Raw genomic sequence first — 14,311 nt, 5'->3', positions numbered from 1 at the left:
GCTTTCCGGCGCCAGCAGCCGGCTCGCTTCATAGGGGCTGGTGGCGACGAGGCTGACCTCCCCGCCTGGAAACGGATGGGCGGCCTGCTCGATCGGTACCAGAATGTCGGCATCGTTTTTCGTGGCGAGCGCCAACGCCTCGGCTCGGCTGAGGCCCAGTTTTGCCAGATCCCCTGGCCCCAGCGTCCGGATCGCCTGGGGCAGGTCCAGCGCGCAGATGATCCAGAGGTCGCCCATGAAGGGCGCTACCGGCGGCTCTCCCTTGCCGGCGTACATTTTGCGGATCTCTTCGACATAGCTCGATGGACGCAACACGGCACGCAACAGCTTCCGATCTGGCGCCACCTCGCCCAGATGGTACGTGTCGGACATCTGGGCGACATGATTCTGGACGGCCGCAGCGCATTTCTGCGGATTGCGTTGGCAGAAGTCGTAGAGGGTATGAAGCGACGACTGGTGAGTGTCGCCATCCGGCGGCCGCACCTCCAAGCTCAGCGGACCATCGATGGTCACCTTGGTGCCGGGCAGCGCCTTGCGGAACAACTTCGCCAACGCCTTGGTGAAGCCGGGCTCGTCGAGCGGGATCTCGGTGCCGAAGCCCAGCGAGGGCACGATCGAGAGCAGCAGGACGAGCGGGAAAAGACGGCTCGGGCCAAGGACAGTGCCGATGCCATCACGAAAAGTGCGGAGCAGGCGAGCCATTGTTCTTCCTTCTCAACAGCGGACTAAACGAGTCATTGACTAGAACAAATAACGAACGAATGCAACTTTTGCGATGTTTTCCCGGAAACGACTGGTAAAGCGCCTCGTAGGGTTGCGTTTCCGGGCGAGCGCCGCCGTTCCTTGGCCCTTGATGAAACGGGGCAAAGCGCGGCAGGCTGGCCCGATCGTCCGCTACCAACGGGATCCGACATGCCGATCAACAACCGTATCGCCCATTTTCACGACGAGATGACGGCCTGGCGCCGTGACCTGCACGAGAACCCGGAACTGGGGTTCGAGGAGAAGCGCACGTCGGACATCGTCGCGGCCAAGCTCGCCGAATGGGGCATCTCGGTGCACCGCGGCCTTGCCGGCACCGGCGTGGTCGGCAGCCTGAAGATCGGCAATTCGGATCGGGCGATCGGCATCCGCGCCGACATGGACGCGTTGCCGATGACCGAGGCGAACGGCTTCGCCCATCGCTCCAAGGTCGACGGCAAGATGCACGCCTGCGGTCATGACGGCCACACCACCATCCTGCTGGGTGCCGCCAAGTACCTCGCCGAGACGAAGAATTTCGACGGCACCGTGCATTTCATCTTCCAGCCTGCGGAAGAGGGCGGCGGCGGCGGCCGCGTGATGGTCGAGGAGGGGCTGTTCGACAAGTTCCCGGTCGACGCGGTTTACGGCCTGCACAACGACACGACCCTGGCCGTCGGCGAGGTCTCGGTCGTGGCCGGGCCGGTGCAGGCGGCCTCGGACGTGTTCCGCATCCACCTGACCGGCAAGGGCGGGCATGCCGCGAAGCCGCATTTCTGCGTGGATCCGGTGCTGGTGGGATCGCACATCGTCGTGGCGCTGCAGTCGATCGCGGCACGCCGGGTCAATCCGCTCGACAGCGCGGTGATCTCGACCACCCAGTTCCATGCCGGCACGGCCAGCAACATCATCCCGCACACCGGCTGGCTCGACGGCACGGTCCGGACCCTGACGCCCGAGGTGCGCGACGAGGTGCAGCGCCTGCTGACCCAGATCGCCGAGACCACGGCGGCGGCATTCGGGGCGGAGGCCCGGGTCGAATACAAGCGCAGCTATCCGGTGACCAGCAACCATGCCGCGGAGAGCGACCGCGCCGCCGAGGCCGCCGCCCGCGTGCTGGGCGCCGACAAGGTGATCCGCGAGCGCGTGCCCTCCATGGGGGGCGAGGATTTCGCCTTCATGCTCGAGGCGCGGCCCGGTTGTTACATCAAGCTGGGCCAAGCCGGCGCCGACAAGGGCGGCATCCCGGTCCATCACCCGAGCTATGATTTCAACGACGACATCCTGCCGCTCGGCGCCTCGATCTGGTCGGCGCTGGTCGAGCAGGAACTGCCGCGCGGCTAGAGCCGGGCGTCGAGGAACGCCATCACCGTCCCGAGGATCCTGCGCTTGTCCTCGGGGCGCGTGAAGCCGTGGCCCTCGTGGTCGAACAGCACGGTCTCGACCTCGTGCCCGTGGGCCGCCAGCGCAGCCAGCAGGCTCTCGGTCTCGCTGAACGGCACGCGCGGGTCGCGCCGGCCATGGGCGACCAGCAGGGGTACGCGCAACCGGTCGATCAGGGTCAGCGGCGAAATCTCGTGCAGGAAATCGCGGTCGCGCACCGGGTCGCCGTATTCGACGGCGCGATGGCGCCAGCGCCAGCGACCGGTGTCGCGCAGCAGCGACAGGAAATGGACGATCCCATAATACTCGATGCCGGCCTTCCACAATTCGGGATGGCGGGTCAGGGTCGCCAGCACCATGAAGCCGCCATAGCTCTGGCCCATGACCGCGATCGCGCCGTCGTCGATATCGGCCCGCGCGCCCAGCCATAGCCGGGCCCGACGCAGATCCTCGACCGCGTCGAGTCGCAGGCGGACGTCGTCCAACGACGCGAAGCGCCGGCCATAGCCGGTCGATCCGCGCACGTTCGGCAACAGCACGGCGTAGCCCTCGGCGAGCATCGCCTGGATGTCGGGCCGATAGGTCGGCCGGACCTGGCTTTCCGGGCCGCCATGGACCCAGACCACGGCCTTGCGCCCGCCTTCGGGCGGCGGTCCCGCCGGCAGCGCCAGCCAGGCCTGGATCTCCAGCCCGTCGAAGCTCTCGAAACGCGCGAGGTTCCAGGGCCGCAGCACCAAGTCCGGCGCCTCGACGGCCAGCAAGGGTGCCACCTGCCCGCCGGCGACATCGAGGCGCCACAGGCCGCGCGGCCGGGTCGGGTCGGTCTGGGAGAAAACGATCGAAGCACCATCGGGCGACCACGCGATCTCGCCGATGACGCCGGCGGGCCGTTCGATCCTGGTCGCGGCCCCATCGCCGAGGTCGACAAGCAGCAGGTCCGACCAGCCGGCCCGATTGACCGCGATGGCGAGGCGGGTCGCGTCGGGCGACAGGGCCAGCGCCTCGGCGTCGCCGTCGTCGCAGGCGAACACCCCGTCGAGCGCCCCCGTCGCCGGGTCGAGCCGCGCCACGCCCATATACTCGCCGCCCAATTCGGTCAGCACGTAGGCGGCGGTGCCATCCTTGCGCCAGCGCAGGGCCGCATAGCGGGCGAGGCCATGGCGTCGCTCGATCGGACGGATGGCGCCGGTCGGGATCTCGACCAGGGCCAGATCCTGGTCGGCGTGACTGCGGTCGGTCAGCAGCGCCAGCCCGGTACCGTCAGGACTCCAGGCCAGCACCTTGCGCTGGCCGTCCAACTCGGCGAGGCATCGGGCCTCGCCGCTCGCCAGATCGTGGATGAACAGGTCGAAATCCACGCCGTTGCGCGTGTTGGCGGTATAAGCGATGCAGCCGCCGTCGGGGGCGAAGGCACCCCAGCCATGGATCGCATCGGGCGCCGCCGTCAGGGCCTCCGGTGCCGCGCCCGGCCGCAACAGGTGAAGCTGCTGGCGTTCGTCGCCGCCGCGGTCGACGCCGAACAGGATCGTATCGTCCGCCGGCGAGCGGGCGAAGAACCCGACCGGCTCGTCCAGGAACGTCAGCTGCCGGCGCGCGCCATCCGCGAGGTCAAGCGACCAGATCTGCATCTGCCCGCTGTCGTCGGCGAGGTGATAGAGCCGCGCGCCGCTCTTGGCGAAGGCGGGCGCGATGGCGGCGGTCAGGTCGAGCAGGCGATCGATCACGGGGGCCTCATGCACCGGGGTAGGGCTTGCCGCCGTCGATCCTATCGGCGATGAAGGAGCAATGGAACCGACCCCGGAACCGCCGGCCGAGGCCGAGCACGATGCGCCCGCCAGCAATCGCGGGCCGATGGCGGCCCTCGTCGTCGTGCTGGTGCTGGTGATCCTCGGGTTCGTCGTGACCCAGGCGCTGCGCAAGAATTCCAGCATCCAGGATTGCGTGGCGTCGGGCCGGACCAACTGCGCACCGATCGACGCCCGGCAATAGTCAGGCAGGCGTCGCAGCTGCCTGGGTCTGTCGCTCCAGCAGGTGATGGATGGTCCGCGTCAGATCGGCGATCTTGAACGGCTTGCGCAGCGTGACCGCTCCGCTGATGCGATCGAGCGCGGCCGTTTCGGCATAGCCGCTGGCGAAGATGATCGGCAGGCCTGGACGCAGGCGCTGGACGGCGCGCGCAACCTCGGCGCCATTCATGCCGGGCATGGCGAAATCGATCACGGCGAGGGCGGCCGGGGCGCCGCGTTCCAGCAGCGTGAGGCCGGCCCGGCCGTCGGCCGCCTCGATCACGTCGAACCCGTCGAATTCCAACCCCTGGACCAGGGTTTCGCGCACGGACGGATCGTCGTCGATGACCAGCACCGGAACCCGGGTACGGCGGTCGGACGGCTGGATGACCGCCTTGTCGTCGACGATCGCGCCGACTTTGCGTCGGCTGGGCTGCTCGACGCGCGGCAGCACGATGCTGACGGTCGTGCCCCGGCCGGGCTCGCTCTCGATCCGGACATCGCCGCCGCTCTGGCGCGCGATGCCATAAACCTGGGCCAGCCCCAGGCCGGTGCCCTTGCCCAGGCCCTTGGTCGTGTAGAACGGTTCGAACGCATGGGCCAGCACCTCCGGCGACATGCCGGTGCCGGTATCCACCACGGAGATTGTGATGGCCTCGCCGGTGCCGGGTCCCGGCTCGTCGCTGGCGACGCAGCCGGTCGCGATGGTCAGGACGCCGCCGCCGGGCATGGCATCGCGCGCATTGATCGCCAGGTTGAGGATCGCCAGTTCGAGCTGGTTCGGATCGGCGACCGCCCAGCCGCCCTCGGTCGTGAGCGCGAACCGAACCTCGACGCCGGAGCCGACCGCGCGCGGCACCAGCCCATCCATGTTGCGCACCAGCGCATTGACGTCGACCGGCCGCAGGTCGAGCCGCTGCTGGCGCGAGAAGGCGAGCAGCTGTGCCGTGAGCTTGGCGCCACGGTCGGCCGCCTGGACCGCCACATCGGCGTGGTGGGCCGCCTTGGGGTCGTGGGCGACGCGGGCTTGCAGCAATTCCAGGCTGCCGACCATGGCGGTCAGCAGGTTGTTGAAATCATGTGCGATACCGCCGGTCAGCCGGCCGACCGCCTCCATCTTCTGGGCACGGGCGAGCGCCGCCTCGGTCAGCTTGCGCTCTTCCATGGCGCGTTCGAGCGAACGGGTCCGCTCCGCGACGAGATGCTCCAGCTCCTCGCGGCTGCGTGTCAGTTCCTCGGTCGCGGCCGCCCGTTCGGCCAGATGGTCGCGCACCTGCCGCTGGCGGCGCCGGGCGCGCAGTGCGGTCCGCAAGGCGCTCACCAGGGTCAGGGCATTCAGCGGCCGTTCCAGGAACATGACGTTGCCCAACGCCTCGGGCAAACGAAGCTCGCCCAGGGCGCGTCGCGCGGTGCTGCCGCCATGGGTCAGCACGACGAAGGGCAGGTCGGACCAGGCCGGCTGGGCCTCGAGCCGGCGGTGCAGCTCCAGGAGATCGGCCGGCAGCAGCGCCTCGTCGGCGACCAGTACGGCGCCGATCGTTTCATCCAGGGCGCCGTCCAACTCGCGCCCGTTGCGCAGCACGCGGAACGGGATTGCCTCGCGTTCGAGCAACTCCGACGCACTGTCCGCGTCGCGGCCGGTCGGCGTCAGGACCAGGATGGGGCCGACCTCTTTTCCACCGAAAGCGTCAGGCATTCGCGTCGTCCCGCTCCATCAGCAGCGGGTCGCCGTCGCCGAGATAATTGGGCGTACCGGTCAGTACGCCATGAAATTGGGTCAGCGGCTCGCCGATGCGGATGCCGTCCTGGTCGATCCGGAGTTCGCGGATCGCGTCCTCGTGACCGCCACCGCGGTTCTTGATGACCGATATGGCCTTGCGCACGCGACCGCCCGCCTCGAAAAAGCGCAGCAGCAGGACCGCGTCGGACAGAAAGCTGACATTGATGCCGTTGCCTTGCATGCCGCCGACCAGGCCTGCCTGGGTATTGATCAGGAAGGTGACGACCCCTTGCTGGTTCAGGTAGGACAGCAGCTCGTGCAGCTGCAGCACGATCTGCTGTTCCTCCGGCATCGAGATGGTGTAGCCGGTTAAGCTGTCGATGACGATCATCCGCGCGCCATGGGCTTCGACCTCGTGGCGCACCATGGCGTCGAACTCGCCGGGCGACAGTTCCGCGGGGTCGACCTGCTTCACGACCAGCAGCCCGGCATTCATGTGGGCCTCCAGATCGATGCCCTGCTTGGCCGCGCGGGTAATGAGCGTGCCGGTCCGTTCGTCGAACTCATAGAGCACCGAGCGTTCGCCTCGGCGGCAGGCGGCATCGATATATTGCAGGGCCACCGTGGTCTTGCCTGCTCCGGCGGGGCCGGTGACGAGCGTGCTGGTACCCCGCAGCGGCCCGCCGTCCAGCAGGGCGTCGAGCGCCGCGATCCCGCTCGGCACGGGGGCGCCGACGAACGGCCGGTGATGCTCCGTGGCGATCAGGCGCGGGAAGACCTGCAGCCCGCCATGCTCGATGTTGAAGTCGTGGTAGCCCGCACGAAAACGGATGCCGCGCATCTTCTGTACCTCGAGCCGGCGCCGAGCCGGGCCGAAGTGTTGGGACAACCGTTCAAGCGTGATGACGCCATGGCACAGCGAATGGAGCTGCAGGTCGCGCTCCTGGCTGGCCGTCATGTCGTCGAGCAGCAGCACGGTGGCGTTGCGGCCGGCAAAGAACTGCTTCAGCGCCAGGATCTGCCGGCGGTAGCGCAGCGGGTCCTGCGCCAGCAGCCGCATCTCCGACAGGCTGTCGAACACGACCAGCACAGGATCGGTCGCCTCGACCTTGTCGGTGATCAGCTTGACCGTCTCGCCGAGCTCGACCTCCCACGGATGCAGCAGGGTCTGTTCCAACGTGGCGCCGAACGCGTGCTTCGACGAGGCGAGTTCGAACAGCGCGATATCGTGCAGCGACAGACAGTGCGACCGGGCGACGGCATGAAGTTCTTCCTCGGTCTCGGACAGGGTGACGTAGAGCCCGCTCTCGCCGCGCTCGCGCCCGGCCAGCAGAAATTGCAACGCGAGCGTAGTCTTGCCGGCGCCGGGCTGGCCTTCGAGCAGATAGAGGCGATTGGCCATCAGGCCGCCGGCCAGGATGTCGTCGAGACCTTGAACACCGGTCGAAACGCGCGGATCGTCGGTCGTTTCCTGGGACGGATCGTGTCGGGTCATGAGGGCTGGGCTCAGCTTTCCGCAAGAATATCGATTGCCGGCCGCGCGGACGGAGGTCGGGTAGCCCAAATCCTTCGCGTGCTTATCATTCAACGGCTCTGCAGGCGTGCGGTTCCCTCAGAAACCCTGATGCGAGGGAACCGGATCGCCTCCGCTCGCCTTTGCATCCGACGGGAAGGGGGTTTGCCCCGATCGGAGACGAGTGATGAGTGTGCCCGCCGAGACGCCAGCGACGCCCATGGGACGATGGACGATCGGCACGGTCGCGCGCCTGGTCGGCGATGCCGGCTGGCGGTTGCTGCAGCACGAGGGCTTCGAGCTGTCGGGCTACATCGCCTTCACCGCGATCCTGGCGCTGTTCCCGTTCCTGATCTTCCTGACCGCGCTCGCAGGCTTCATCGGCGACGCATCGAGCGCCGACCGGATCATCTCGACCCTGTTCGAACTCTCGCCCTCGGATGTCGCCCACGTCCTGGCGCCGATCCTGCGCGACGTGCTGACCCAGCAGCACGGCGGCCTGATGACGGTCAGCATCCTGTTCGCGCTCTGGACCGCATCGAGCGGCGTCGAGGCGCTGCGCACCCTGCTCAACCGCTGCTACGACGTGAAGGAGACACGGGCATTCTGGCGTACCCGGCCCGAAAGCGTGGTCATCGTCATCGGCGGCGCCGGGCTGGCGCTCATACTGTCGGTCGCCCTGGTGCTGGGTCCGGTGATCTGGAACGTCGTCACCGACTATTTGCCGATCGATGGTGCCTGGTACCTGCCCTGGGTCGTGCTGCGCTATGGCCTGGCCGCGCTCCTGGTGTCGGGCTGCCTGGTCGGCCTGCACCGCATGCTGCCCAATTGCCGCCAATCGATGCGGCGGGTCTGGCCGGGGGCGGCGGTGACGGCGCTGCTATGGCTCGCGACGGCGGCGCTGTTCTCGGTCTATGTCGACCATTTCGCGTCCTACAGCGTCACCTACGGCAGCCTGGGCGGGGTGATCATGACGCTGATGTTTTTCTACATCAGCGCCATCATCTTCGCCTTCGGTGCGGAGCTGAATGCGGGGCTGGCCCGGCTAGACCGCTGACCGCGCCGGTTCGTCGCCCAGCCGTTGGCGCGCGACGAAGGCGGCGATGCCCAGCACGGTCAGGCATGCGGCGGGCAGCAGCATCGGCAGGATGGTGCTGCCGGTCATGGTCGCGATCTGCGGCATCAGGTTCTGGCCCCAGAAGCCGCCCAGGTTGCCGATCGAATTGATTGCGGCAAGACTGGCGGCGGCCCGGGCGCCGCTGAAGAAGCGTGGCGGCATCGACCAGAAACACGGATAGAGCAGCTGGATGCAGGGCGCGCCCAGGACGAGGGCGACGAAGCGCAATGCGTTCGACGGCAGCTGCGTGCTGGCCACGAAGCAGACGACGCCGCAGATGGCGATGATCGTGACGGCGCGCAGCATGGTTCGGTCACGGCGCAGGCGGGCCGGCAGCCAGGCCAGCATGCAGGCGGACAAGGCCCAGGGCAGGGTGTTGAGCAGGCCGTTCACGCTGGAACTGACGCCGAAGCCCTTGACCACGGTCGGCAGCCAATAGCTGACGCCGTAGAGCGAGGTCGACATCATCATGTAGGTCAGCGCGAAACCCAGTACGCGCCAATCCCACAGCGCCGCATAGGGATTGCCCTCGGTGACGGTCGTCTCCTTCTCGGCGGCCAGCCGCCCGCTCAGCCAGGTCTTTTCGGCCGGCGACAGGAACTTGGCTTCCTCCGGACCCGACGGCAGGAATTTCCAGACGATGAAGGTCAGGATGATCGGCGGGGCGCCGGTCACGATGAACACCCACTGCCAGCCGGCGAGGCCGAACGTGCCGTCCAGGTCGAGCAGCGGGCCGCCGAGGAGCGAGCCCAGCGCGTTGGCGCAGGCGCTGCCCAGGGTGAACAGGCCCAGCACGCGGGTGCGGTGCCGTTGGGGGAACCACAGGGTCAGATAGAACAGGATGCCGGGATAGAGACCGGCCTCGGCCACGCCCAGCAGGCAGCGCAGGATGTCGAACTGCAGCAGCGACTGACAGAAGCCCTGGAGCACGGTCACGACGCCCCAGGTCAGCATGATCCGCGCCATCCAGAAGCGCGCGCCATATTTATGGACGGCCAATGTGCTGGGGATCTCGAACACCAGATAGGCGATGAAGAACAGCGACGAAGCGAAACCGTAGGCGGCCTCGGTCGTCTTCAGCCCGCTCACCATCTGCAGCTTGGCAAAGCCGACGTTCTGCCGGTCGATGAACGACACCAGGAACATGATGGTCAGCAACGGCATCAGCCGCCAGATCAGGCGCTTGATCAGGCGGTCTTCGTCGATCGTTTCCTGCGGCAAGGTGCGCCTCCCGGTCCGGTCTCTCGTTGGCCGGGCGTCGAGCGGAAATCCGGCCCTTCCGGAATACGGTTCGATCGCGCGGTTGGCAATGGCTCGCGAAGCGCGGAACCCTTCAATCCCGTCCGGTATGGGCAAGAATGTTGACCAGCTTGCCGAACGGATCGCGGACATAGAAGCGCCGGACGCCCCAAGGCTCGTCGACCGGTCCGTATTCCGCCGGGAATCCGGCCTGGGCCATGGCACGGAAGGCGGCATCGACGTCGTCGACCTCGATCGACAGGTCCGGCGTCGGCGTGCCGGAGCCGCCTTGGGACGCGAAGCTGATCTGGACCGTCATCCGGTCCGGACTGCCATAGGTAGCGATCCAGCCCTGGTCCATCAGGATATCGAGGCCCAGCACCTCCCCATAGAAGCGCCGGGCTGCGGAAACGTCAGCGGTGGCGATGTTTGCGACGATCCTGCGGACCTTCATCTGAAACCTGCTTCATCGCGGTGGATCTGCATATTGGCAATGAATTCCAGCGCGGCCCATAGTGCCGACGGTAACTCCATGCAGAGAGTCACATGACCTGCGCGCGCTGGCTAGCGATTGCCGTTCTCCTCGCCGGTCCGGTCCTGGCCGACCCCGGCACCGCGCAAACCGTGCTGCGCCGGCCGACCGCGGCCGAGCCGGAAACGCTCGATCCGATGAAGACGACCAGTTCCGACGATCTCACCATCGACATGGACCTGTTCCAGCCCCTGGTCGGGCGCGATGCCGACCAGAAGCTGATCCCCGGCGCCGCCCAAAGCTGGGAGGCATCGGGCGACGGGCTGACCTATACGTTCCATCTGCGGCCGGACGGGCGCTGGTCGAACGGCGATCCGGTCACGGCCGACGATTTCGTCTATGCGCTGCGCCGGGCAGTGCTGCCCCAGACCGCGGCGGCCGACATCGGTCCGATCAGCCGCATCGTCGAGGCCGCCGCAATCAACGCCGGCCGCGAGACGGATGCGGCGAAGCTGGGCGTCGAGGCGCCGGATCCGGCCACCCTGAGCATCCACCTGACCGAGCCGCAGGTCACCTTGCCGCTGGAACTGAGCGATCGATTTGGCATGCCGGTACATCGCGCCTCGTTCGAGAAATCGGGGGAGGCCTGGACCCGCCCCGGCAACCTGGTCGGCAACGGTCCCTATCGGCTGGACGGCTGGGTCCCGAACAGCGAACTCGTCTTGGTGCGCAACCGCTATTTCCCGAACCCGGCGGGCATCGATTTCGATCAGGTCCGCTACGTGGTCTCGGACAATGCGGAAACCAGCTTCAAGCGCTATCTGTCGGGCGAGATGGATTGGGCGACGGTCCCGGCGCTCAAGCTGCCGTGGGCGCGGGGGACCCATGCCGCCGAATTGCACAGCGGCCAGATCCTGGGCCTGGGCTTCCTGTTCTTCAACCTGAAGAAAGGGCTGTTCGCCGATCATCCGAAGCTGCGCGAGGCGCTGTCGCTGGCTTTGGACCGGGAAACGCTCGTCGACAAGGTCGATGCGCGCGGCGAGCGACCGGCCTATGGCTGGGTGTCGCGGGTGATCCCCGGATACCGACCGCCGCTCTATCCCTGGCGCGACCTGAAGATGGCGGCCCGCATCGAACAGGCGCGCGCCCTGCTGGCCGACGAAGGCTATGGCCCCGGCCATCCCCTGACATTGACGATCAGCTATCCGACCCGCGACGAATCCCGCAAGAGCCTGCTGGCGATCGCGGCGATGTGGAAAACGGCGCTCGGCGTCGAGGTCAAGCTGTCGAACCAGGAATGGCGCGTGTTCATCGCGGGCATGGAACAGTGGGATTTCGAGATCGGGCTGCTCGGTCGCAACAGCGAAATCCTCGATCCTGGCATCCTGCTCGAACCCTTCCTCGGCAATGCCGGGGAGAATAGCGACACCGGTTATGCGAACCCGGCCTTCGATGCCCTGGTGGCCGAGGGCGAGCGGGCGCCGGACGCCGCGATGCGCTTCGATCTTCTGGCACGGGCCGAGGCGATGATGCTGGCCGATTATCCGGTCATCCCGCTGTCCTACGCCGCGATCAACCGACTGGTGTCGCCCCGCCTGCGCGACTGGCGCGACGACGAGGCCTATCCGCAGAGCCGCTACGTCCGCCTGGTGCCGGCGACCCGGTAACAGGAACGCAAACGAACGAAGGGCCGGCAATTCCTTGCCGGCCCTTCGTTGAATCTCGTCTTTTCGGCCATCGAGGATGGTGGGCGGTACTGGGATCGAACCAGTGGCCCCCACGATGTCAACGTGATGCTCTACCGCTGAGCTAACCGCCCCATCCCGTGGTCCCGGCGCCGGGCCGCCCGAAGGCGTTCCGTCCGAGGACGCGGTAGGTACTAGGTTTCCGGGAGCGATGCAAGAGGCTGCGCGCATCGCCTGGCCGCATGGCGGGGGCGCACGGCAGACAATCCCCCCGCGTCTTCATTCGTCGGGCGGGCCCGTCGGCCGATTGGCGCGGAGGCCGGATTTGCGCTACATGAGAATGATGCACGGAACGTCGCCTGCGAGCCCGGCGCCCGCCGCCGTCCTGCCGACGGCGGCGCAGCCCTTCGAGATCCTGCCGCCGACCGCGGCGCGCCGGCCGCTGGTCGTCGCGTCGCCCCATAGCGGCGACCATTATCCGGCCGAATTCCTCGCGGCCTCGCGGCTGGATGCGCTGACCCTGCGCAAGTCCGAGGATTGCTTCGTCGACGAGATCTGCGCGTTGGCACCGTCGCTGGGTGCCCCCTTGCTGCGGGCGCTGTTTCCGCGCGCCTTCGTCGACTGCAACCGCGAACCCTGGGAACTCGATCCGCTGATGTTCGAGGACGCGCTGCCCGATTTCGTCAATCGCCAGTCGCCGCGCGTGGCGGTCGGGCTGGGCACGATCGCGCGCCTGGTCGCCGACGGCGAGGCGATCTATCGCCACAAGCTGCGCTTCGCCGACGCCGAGGCCCGGATCGCGGCGTTCTACCGGCCCTATCACGCGGCGCTGGGCGCGTTGATCGACGAGACCGTCGCCGAATTCGGCGCTTGCGTGCTGGTCGACGCTCATTCCATGCCTTCGATCGGCGCCGGGCCCGGACCTGCCCGGGCGCGCCGACGCGTCGATATCGTGCTGGGCGACCGGATGGGCAGCGCCTGCCATCCGCTGGTGATCGAGACCGCCGAGCTCGTGCTGCGCGACCGCGGCTACCAGGTCATCCGCAACACGCCCTATGCCGGCGGCTTTACCACCCGCCACTACGGCCGGCCGGACGACGGCCGCCACGCCCTGCAGATCGAACTCAATCGCGCGCTCTACATGGACGAGCGCACCCTGGTGCGCAAACCGTTCCTGACCACGCTCAGGGACGATATCGGCCTGGTGATCGACGCGCTGGGCGCAATCGAACCGGAGCTGCTCGGATAGGGTTGGACATCCGCACCCGAGTTTCGATATTGGTTACAGATGAAACAAACTTCGGAGAAGCGGTCATGATGGAGGCTCCCGTCGCCCATCGCGAACCCTCGACCCGCGCGGATTTTACCATCGACCAGGGTTGGGACAGCTACACGGACGAAGAGCACGCCATCTGGCGCACCCTCTTCGAGCGGCAGGAAAAGATCCTGGTCGGCCGGGCGTGCGACGAATTCATGGCCGGCCTCGACGGGCTCGGCGTCGCAGCCGACGGCATTCCGGATTTCCGGCGCCTGAGCGACGTGCTGATGAAGGCGACCGGCTGGCAGATCGTGGCCGTGCCGGGACTGGTGCCCGATGCCACCTTCTTCGAGCATATGGCGAACCGCCGGTTTCCCTCGACCTGCTTCATCCGGACGCGCGAGCAGCTGGATTACCTTGAGGAGCCGGACGTCTTCCACGACATCTACGGCCATGTCCCGCTGCTGATGAACCCGGTGTTCGCCGACTATATGGAGGCCTACGGCAAGGGCGGGGTGAAGGCGATGGAGCTGGGCGCTCTGCATCACCTGGCGCGGCTCTACTGGTACACGGTCGAGTTCGGCCTGATCGCGACGCCGGCCGGCACCCGGATCTACGGTTCCGGCATCCTGTCGTCCAAGGGCGAATCGATCTTCTCGCTCGAGGATGACGCGCCCAACCGCATCGGTTTCGACCTGCTGCGGGTCATGCAGACCAAGTACCGGATCGACGATTATCAGGAGAGCTATTTCGTCATCGACAGCTTCGAGCAGCTGTTCGAGGCGACCCGGCCGGATTTCACGCCCTATTACCGGGAACTCGCGCAACGGCCGGAACTGGAGCCCGGTACGATCCTGCCGACCGACCATGTGCCCCATCGCGGCACGGGCCGGCGCTGATCACTGAACAAAAAAAGCGGGCCGTGATTGCTCACGGCCCGAGTTTAGGGAGGAAACGCCTAAGAAGACGTACGGCAGATCCGTCGAAGACGACTCATGCCGCACTGCAAAATATGCTCCCCAATCCTTGCGAAATCAATAACCTTTTTGCGGTCGCGAAAAGATCGTACCAATGGGAAAACCTTAGGGTTTCCGCCTAGATTGGTAGTTGCGTTTCCGATGGAACGATGCCGGTGCGGCCTGCGTATTTTGCAATGCAATATATGTCGGATCTCGTG

The 14,311-nt window shown here is 67.0% G+C and carries 12 protein-coding genes and 1 tRNA gene; 6 read left to right on the top strand and 7 right to left on the bottom strand.

Features of this window, described 5'->3' with window-relative positions; genetic code table 11:
• Window positions 1-702, bottom strand: a 702-nt coding sequence (locus VGV37_RS03835) for a hypothetical protein (protein WP_326878291.1), incomplete at its 3' end; no start/stop codon positions are given.
• Between the two features lie 210 nt (window positions 703-912).
• Between VGV37_RS03835 and VGV37_RS03830 the strand changes: the two genes are divergently transcribed.
• Entirely contained in the window at window positions 913-2,085 is a 1,173-nt protein-coding gene (locus tag VGV37_RS03830; RefSeq protein WP_326878290.1) for a M20 aminoacylase family protein, read from the top strand.
• Here the strand turns inward: VGV37_RS03830 and VGV37_RS03825 are convergent.
• Entirely contained in the window at window positions 2,082-3,848 is a 1,767-nt protein-coding gene (locus VGV37_RS03825; protein ID WP_326878289.1) for a S9 family peptidase, read from the bottom strand. The genes VGV37_RS03830 and VGV37_RS03825 overlap by 4 nt on opposite strands.
• 61 nt (window positions 3,849-3,909) lie before the next feature.
• On the opposite strand from VGV37_RS03825, the gene VGV37_RS03820 reads away from it, so the two are divergent.
• Window positions 3,910-4,113, top strand: a complete 204-nt coding sequence (locus tag VGV37_RS03820) for a hypothetical protein (RefSeq protein ID WP_326878288.1) — start codon at window positions 3,910-3,912, stop codon at window positions 4,111-4,113.
• On the opposite strand, the gene VGV37_RS03815 is transcribed toward VGV37_RS03820, so the two are convergent.
• Both VGV37_RS03815 and VGV37_RS03810 read right to left on the bottom strand, forming a co-directional pair.
• The gene (locus tag VGV37_RS03815) at window positions 4,114-5,826 is read right to left on the bottom strand and encodes an ATP-binding protein (protein ID WP_326878287.1); all 1,713 of its coding nucleotides are present in this window, start codon (window positions 5,824-5,826) and stop codon (window positions 4,114-4,116) included. It abuts the gene before it with no gap.
• Entirely contained in the window at window positions 5,819-7,345 is a 1,527-nt protein-coding gene (locus tag VGV37_RS03810; RefSeq protein ID WP_326878286.1) for an ATPase domain-containing protein, read from the bottom strand. Before VGV37_RS03810 ends, VGV37_RS03815 begins: the two co-directional genes overlap by 8 nt.
• Window positions 7,346-7,550: 205 nt before the next feature.
• Between VGV37_RS03810 and VGV37_RS03805 the strand changes: the two genes are divergently transcribed.
• On the top strand, window positions 7,551-8,420 hold the full coding sequence (locus VGV37_RS03805) for a YihY/virulence factor BrkB family protein (protein WP_326878285.1): 870 nt from the start codon (window positions 7,551-7,553) through the stop codon (window positions 8,418-8,420).
• Here the strand turns inward: VGV37_RS03805 and VGV37_RS03800 are convergent.
• Window positions 8,409-9,701, bottom strand: a complete 1,293-nt coding sequence (locus tag VGV37_RS03800) for an MFS transporter (protein ID WP_326878284.1) — start codon at window positions 9,699-9,701, stop codon at window positions 8,409-8,411. The genes VGV37_RS03805 and VGV37_RS03800 overlap by 12 nt on opposite strands.
• Window positions 9,702-9,813: 112 nt before the next feature.
• Window positions 9,814-10,173: a VOC family protein gene (locus tag VGV37_RS03795; RefSeq protein ID WP_326878283.1), complete on the bottom strand. Its 360-nt coding sequence runs from the start codon at window positions 10,171-10,173 to the stop codon at window positions 9,814-9,816.
• A gap of 92 nt (window positions 10,174-10,265) precedes the next feature.
• Here VGV37_RS03795 and VGV37_RS03790 point away from each other — a divergent pair, with 92 nt between their 5' ends.
• Window positions 10,266-11,858: a peptide ABC transporter substrate-binding protein gene (locus VGV37_RS03790; RefSeq protein WP_326878282.1), complete on the top strand. Its 1,593-nt coding sequence runs from the start codon at window positions 10,266-10,268 to the stop codon at window positions 11,856-11,858.
• Window positions 11,859-11,935: 77 nt separating this feature from the next.
• Here VGV37_RS03790 and VGV37_RS03785 read toward each other — a convergent pair.
• Window positions 11,936-12,010, bottom strand: a tRNA-Val gene (locus tag VGV37_RS03785).
• Between the two features lie 200 nt (window positions 12,011-12,210).
• Here VGV37_RS03785 and VGV37_RS03780 point away from each other — a divergent pair.
• Both VGV37_RS03780 and phhA read left to right on the top strand, forming a co-directional pair.
• Window positions 12,211-13,125, top strand: a complete 915-nt coding sequence (locus VGV37_RS03780; protein ID WP_414637910.1) for an N-formylglutamate amidohydrolase — start codon at window positions 12,211-12,213, stop codon at window positions 13,123-13,125.
• A 65-nt stretch (window positions 13,126-13,190) separates the two neighbouring features.
• Window positions 13,191-14,033 (top strand): phenylalanine 4-monooxygenase, encoded by an 843-nt coding sequence (gene phhA, locus VGV37_RS03775; RefSeq protein ID WP_326878281.1) that lies wholly within the window; start codon window positions 13,191-13,193, stop codon window positions 14,031-14,033.
• Window positions 14,034-14,311: the final 278 nt, after the last annotated feature.

This window comes from Aliidongia sp. (assembly GCF_035943795.1).
GTDB lineage: Bacteria > Pseudomonadota > Alphaproteobacteria > ATCC43930 > CGMCC-115725 > Aliidongia.
The sequence above is the reverse complement of the archived record's forward strand: the minus strand, read 5'-3'. Positions and strand labels throughout refer to the sequence as shown.